Below are 4,861 nucleotides of genomic sequence, written 5' to 3'. Positions count from 1 at the left end.
AAGGCCTCGCAGGCGACGAAGCGGCCGCCGGGATCGCCGCAATGGCGCGGCGCACGCGGCAACTCGGCCAGGGCCGCGGCATCGGCGCGGGGCGCGGCGGCGAGTGCGGGCAGGGCCATCAGGGCAAGGCGGCGCGGCAGCATGGCGGCCTCCGACATGCGAAGGCCGCCAGCATAGCGTGTCGCCAAGGCCGGCGGAACGGCCGGGCGGGCCGCCGCCGTGCGCCGTGTCACGCCACGCGGTAGGTGCTGCCCGAGGCCGCGGCGCCGATCATCGCTTCGTATACCGCGACGCCGTGGATCGCCTGCTCGGCCGGCAGCGGATAGGCGGGGCCGCCCGCGACGGCAGCCGCGAATGCCGCAAGTTCAGCGCGTTCGATGTCGGTCTTGGGGAAATCCCGCACCCAGCCCTCGCCCTCGCGCGGGGTGAAGGTCAGCCGCTCATGCCCCTGCAACTCGGCCACCCCATCAGTGCCGAACAGCGCCACGCGCCAATAGCGCGGCGCATAGGCCAGCGTCGCGAAGGTCGCGGTCGCGCCGGTCTCGAAGCGCATCAGCGCAGCGGTGGTGTCGTCGAGGCCGTTGTCGATCACCTTGGCATGGGACTGGACGGTCACCTCGGCGATGCGGCCGGCCAGGTTGATGAACATGTCCACCATGTGGATGCCCATGCCGCCCATGCCGCCAAGCGGGCTCTCGTCGCGGTCGGCGCGCCACATGCCCGGCTTATAGGCGAGCGCGCCGGGCCCGCTGAACTGCCCTTCGACATGCAGCAACGTTCCGAGCCGCCCATCCGCCAGCATCGCCTTCATCTCGGCGACCGCGGGCAGGAAGCGGCGATTGTGGCCGAGCGCCATGACCACCCCAGCGGCGGAGCAGGCGGCGACCGCCTGCTCCGCCGAGGCTTTCGTCAGCGTGAAGGGCTTTTCCACGAACACATGCTTGCCGGCGCGCGCTGCGGCGACGACCTGCGCCGCGTGCATCCCGTGCGGGGAGGCGATGGCGACGGCCTTCACCGCCGGGTCGGCCAGCACCGCGTCGAAATCGGGGAGGATGCGAACGCCCTGGCGCGCAGCCCATTCGGCGGCGCGCTCCGGCCGCCCGGTGCAGCCGGCGACGAAGCGGATGCCCGCGTCGTTGCTGCCCTGCACGCTGTCGACCAGCGTCTGGCCCCAGCGGCCCATGCCAATGATGGCGGCGTCGAGCATGCAAACTCCTCCTTGAAGATCAGCGGTTCGCGGCGTCGGCCTGCGGCCCTTCGAGCGCCGCCTGCATCCGCGAGAGAATGGCCATGCCCCACGCCACCACCAGAAGCGAGAGCGCGACGGCGACCAGCGTCGGCCACCGCAGGCCGAAGACCTCCCCCGCGCCGCCCAGCAGCAGCGCGCCAAGGGCGGGGCAGGCGCGGGTGATCAGGCCCCACAGGCTCAGCACCCGCCCGCGCATGGACGGGTCGGACGCGCTCTGCGCCAGCGTCTGCACGCTGATGCCGTGGACGGAGCCGGCGGCGCCCATCAACACAGCGCAGACCAGGCCGATGGCGAAGGACCCCGTCGCCGCGAAACCCGCCGTCGCGAGGCCGAGTGCCCCGACGCCAAGCACCGCCAGCCGCGTCGTACCGGCGAGTTGCCCCCGCGCCGCGACCATCAGCCCCGCGCAGAGCGCGCCGACGCCGAAGGCCGCCGTCAGACCAGCCAGCGCACCCGGTCCAAGGCCGAAGATGCGCTCGACGAAGGGGGGCAGGATCTCCTGCACCCCGCGCAGCAGCACCGCGCCGACCGCCGAGAAGGCGAGGATCGGCCCGAGGCCCGGATGGCGCGCGGCATAGCGGACGCCATCCACCATCTCGCCGAACAGGCTCGCCGTCGCGGCATGGCCGCGGCGCTGGGATTCCTCGACGCGGAGCATCGGCGTCGTCGCCGTCGCGACGGCATAGGCAAGCGCATTGACCGCGACCGCAGGCCAGACCCCGGCAACGGCGATCAGCGGCGCGGCGAGCGCGGGGCCTATGAAGCGCGCGACGTTGAAGGTGAGCGAATTGAGCGCGACGGCGGCCGGCAGGTCGGTACGCGGCACCAGCCCCGGCATCAGGGATTGCCGCGCAGGCTGGGCGAAGGACGCGGCGATGCCGCCGGCCACTTCCAGCACCAGCAGCACTCCGATCGTCATCGACCCGGTCGCGACCAGCAGCGCGATCACCGCGGCGTTCAGCCCGATCGCCGCCTGGCTCAGCATTGTCATTCGCAGCCGGTCGGCGCGGTCCGCGACCGCGCCTGCCAGCGGGCTGAAGATGACGGCGGGGGCGAGGTCGCAGAATGCAACGACCCCGACCCAGAAGGCGCTTTCCGTCAGTTCCCAGGCGAGCCAGGACACCGCGATGCGGTGCATCCAGAGGCCGGTCCAGGCGGTCAGCGACGCTCCGAAGAAGATGCGCGCGTTGCGATGCGACAGCGCGCGTCGGAGGGTGCCGAGGGAGGCCATGGCGCGGCGGGCCGCGCCCTCAGTTCCCCCGTCCGCGCGTCGGCGCCGGTCGCGCGCGGTCCTGCGGCTGTGGCCCGGCGGTGTTGGCGCGGATGCAGTCGCGGATCAGTTCCTCCCGCAGCACGCGGCGGCCATAGGCGTCCGACTGCACGCGCAGGGAGGGGATGGTGTTGGTCGCGTCCGTGGAGCCGATGTCGCGGTCGAGCCGCGAATCCTGCCCGCGCTCGCGGAAGTTCACGGCGCGCTCGGCCTCGGCCTCGCAGGCGCTGCGCAGCGCGGCGTCGTTGCCCTGCGCCGCGGCCGCGCGGGGGGATGGCGGAGGCGCCGGGGCGGGGGCGGTCTCGGCGCAGGCGGCGAGGAGAAGCAGCAGGGGCGCCAGGCGGATCATGCGGACACTCCGGAAGGAATCGGACGCGACAATAGGCGCCTGAGCCCCGTTTCGTCGAACCGTGCGGCGGCGTCCAGCGGCAGGGTCGCCGCGGCGCGGACCAGCGCGGGATGCAGGTTTATCCCCTCACGCGTCATCGTGAAGAAGCCGGCCATCCAGCGCGCGCGGGCCAGCACCTCGACCAGCGCGAGCAGGCGGAGGCAGGTGGCAAGCCCGCCGAGCGTGGCAAGCCCCGGCCCGGCATCGACCGCCGCCGCCCAGCAGGCGGCGTCGGCATCGGCGAGCAGCATCTCCTGCACCTCTCCGTCGCCACGGCGGAACAGCAGGCGGCGCGGTTCCCCCCAGCGCTCGGCGGCGGCCGCGGCGCGCGCGCTGTCCCACGCATCGAGCAGGTGGCGCGGCGCGACGGCTGGCAGGGCTTCGGGCGGCAGCGGAACGGCATAGGTCAGCGCTCCATCCGGGGCGCGTGCGACCCGGATGGAGGCTTCGGGCATGGCCGAGAAATGGCACCGGGCGACGCGGCGCGCCAGGGCAGGCAGGGCATGGCGCTTTCCATCCGATAACGATAGGAGTCGTTCAAGAAACGATCCTTCCCCCGCTTGACCGCGGGCGACGAGCGCCGCGTCATGCAGGAATGACCGAGATCCCCGACCTGACCGCCACCGAGGCCCGCGCCGCAATCGCCGCCGGCCGCCTGTCCCCCGCCGCCCTGATGGAGGCATGCCTCGACCGCATCGCGGCGCGGGAGCCCGAGGTACGGGCCTTCGCCTGGCTCGACCCCGCGCTCGCCCGCCGTGCCGCGGCCGCGGCGACGAACGGTCCGCTCGGCGGGATTCCCTTCGCGGTCAAGGACGTGATCGACACGGCTGACCAGCCCTCGCAATACGGATCGCCGATCTGGGCCGGACACCGGCCGCGTTCGGATGCCGCCTGCGTCGCCGCGGCGCGCCGCGCGGGCGCCGTCATCATCGGCAAGACGGTGACGACGGAATTCGCCACGCGCCATCCGGGGCCGACCGCCAACCCTCGGAATCTGAAGCATACGCCGGGGGGGTCCTCCTCGGGTTCGGCGGCCGGCGTCGCGGCCGGCTTCTTCCCGCTCGCCTTCGGCACGCAGACCGCGGGCAGCATCGTCCGCCCGGCGGCCTATTGCGGCGTGGTTGGCTTCAAGCCCTCCTACGGCACGCTGCACCGGGCGGGCATGAAGGTGATGAGCGAGAGCCTCGACACCATTGGCGTGATGGCCCGCAGCGTCGCCGATTGCGCGCTGGCGATGTCCGCCATGACAGGCATCGACCATGGCGACCCCTCGGCCAAGGCGCCCCGCGCGCCGCGCCTCGCCCTCGTCATGGGCCCGACCGCCGGCCAGGCCGCGCCCGAGACCCTCGCCCTGATGGAGCGCGCGGCCGAGGCCTGCCGCCGCGCGGGGGCCGAACTCGTGCCGCTCGACCTGCCGGCCGCCTGCGGCGCCGCGGTCGATGCCCACCCGCATGTGATGAACATGGAATCGGCCGAGGCGATCGGCTGGGAGATCGACCGTGCCGGGGCGCAGCTCTCCCCCGTGCTGGCCGAGCGGATGGGCTGGGCACGGGCCCAGCCGGTCGCGAAACTGATCGAAGGCCGCGCCGCCTTCGCCGCCGCCCGCGCCGCCTATGCCGATGCCGTCGCCGGCTTCGACGCCGTGCTGACGCCTTCGGCGCCGGGGGAGGCGCCGGAAGGCCTGGGATGGACCGGCGACCCCGCCTTCAACACGCTCTGGACGCTGCTGCACGTGCCCTGCGTGACGGTGCCCGCCGGGACAGGGCCGCGCGGCCTGCCGCTCGGCGTGCAGGTGGCCGGGCGGATCGGCGAGGATGCGGCGGCGCTCGCCTGGGCGGAGTGGGTGCGGGCAGCGCTTGGCTGAAGGGGCGCCGGCGATTGACTTCGCGACGCTGGCCGGCGCACCGCCGGTCAGGCTCGCCGATGTGTGCCCGCCGCGCGACGGCGGCGCCCG

General features: G+C 73.8%; 5 protein-coding genes. 1 reads left to right on the top strand and 4 read right to left on the bottom strand.

Annotated elements, in window-relative coordinates; genetic code table 11:
• Window positions 1–229: 229 nt before the first annotated feature.
• From HW577_RS20800 to HW577_RS20785, 4 genes are read right to left on the bottom strand one after another with little or no spacing between them, the layout of a single operon-like run.
• Window positions 230–1,207: a Gfo/Idh/MocA family protein gene (locus HW577_RS20800; protein ID WP_198378035.1), complete on the bottom strand. Its 978-nt coding sequence runs from the start codon at window positions 1,205–1,207 to the stop codon at window positions 230–232.
• Between the two features lie 19 nt (window positions 1,208–1,226).
• On the bottom strand, window positions 1,227–2,480 hold the full coding sequence (locus tag HW577_RS20795) for an MFS transporter (protein WP_198378034.1): 1,254 nt from the start codon (window positions 2,478–2,480) through the stop codon (window positions 1,227–1,229).
• A 19-nt stretch (window positions 2,481–2,499) separates the two neighbouring features.
• The gene (locus tag HW577_RS20790; RefSeq protein ID WP_198378033.1) at window positions 2,500–2,868 is read right to left on the bottom strand and encodes a hypothetical protein; all 369 of its coding nucleotides are present in this window, start codon (window positions 2,866–2,868) and stop codon (window positions 2,500–2,502) included.
• Window positions 2,865–3,362, bottom strand: a complete 498-nt coding sequence (locus tag HW577_RS20785) for a hypothetical protein (protein WP_232475105.1) — start codon at window positions 3,360–3,362, stop codon at window positions 2,865–2,867. Before HW577_RS20785 ends, HW577_RS20790 begins: the two co-directional genes overlap by 4 nt.
• A 140-nt stretch (window positions 3,363–3,502) precedes the next feature.
• Here HW577_RS20785 and HW577_RS20780 point away from each other — a divergent pair, with 140 nt between their 5' ends.
• Window positions 3,503–4,771, top strand: coding sequence for an amidase (locus HW577_RS20780; RefSeq protein WP_198378032.1), 1,269 nt, complete (start codon window positions 3,503–3,505; stop codon window positions 4,769–4,771).
• Window positions 4,772–4,861 lie beyond the last annotated feature (90 nt).

It is taken from the genome of Neoroseomonas rubea (genome assembly GCF_016106015.1).
GTDB classification, from domain to species: Bacteria; Pseudomonadota; Alphaproteobacteria; order Acetobacterales; family Acetobacteraceae; genus Neoroseomonas; species Neoroseomonas rubea.
This window is presented reverse-complemented; position numbering and strand designations above follow the sequence as displayed.

Excerpts from the sequence above, each read along its gene's own strand:
- HW577_RS20800 (WP_198378035.1), bottom strand. The coding sequence starts at position 1,207 with ATGCTCGACGCCGCCATCATTGGCATGGGCCGCTGGGGCCAGACGCTG.
- HW577_RS20780 (WP_198378032.1), top strand. The coding sequence starts at position 3,503 with ATGACCGAGATCCCCGACCTGACCGCCACCGAGGCCCGCGCCGCAATC.
- HW577_RS20795 (WP_198378034.1), bottom strand. The coding sequence starts at position 2,480 with ATGGCCTCCCTCGGCACCCTCCGACGCGCGCTGTCGCATCGCAACGCG.
- HW577_RS20785 (WP_232475105.1), bottom strand. The coding sequence starts at position 3,362 with ATGCCCGAAGCCTCCATCCGGGTCGCACGCGCCCCGGATGGAGCGCTG.
- HW577_RS20790 (WP_198378033.1), bottom strand. The coding sequence starts at position 2,868 with ATGATCCGCCTGGCGCCCCTGCTGCTTCTCCTCGCCGCCTGCGCCGAG.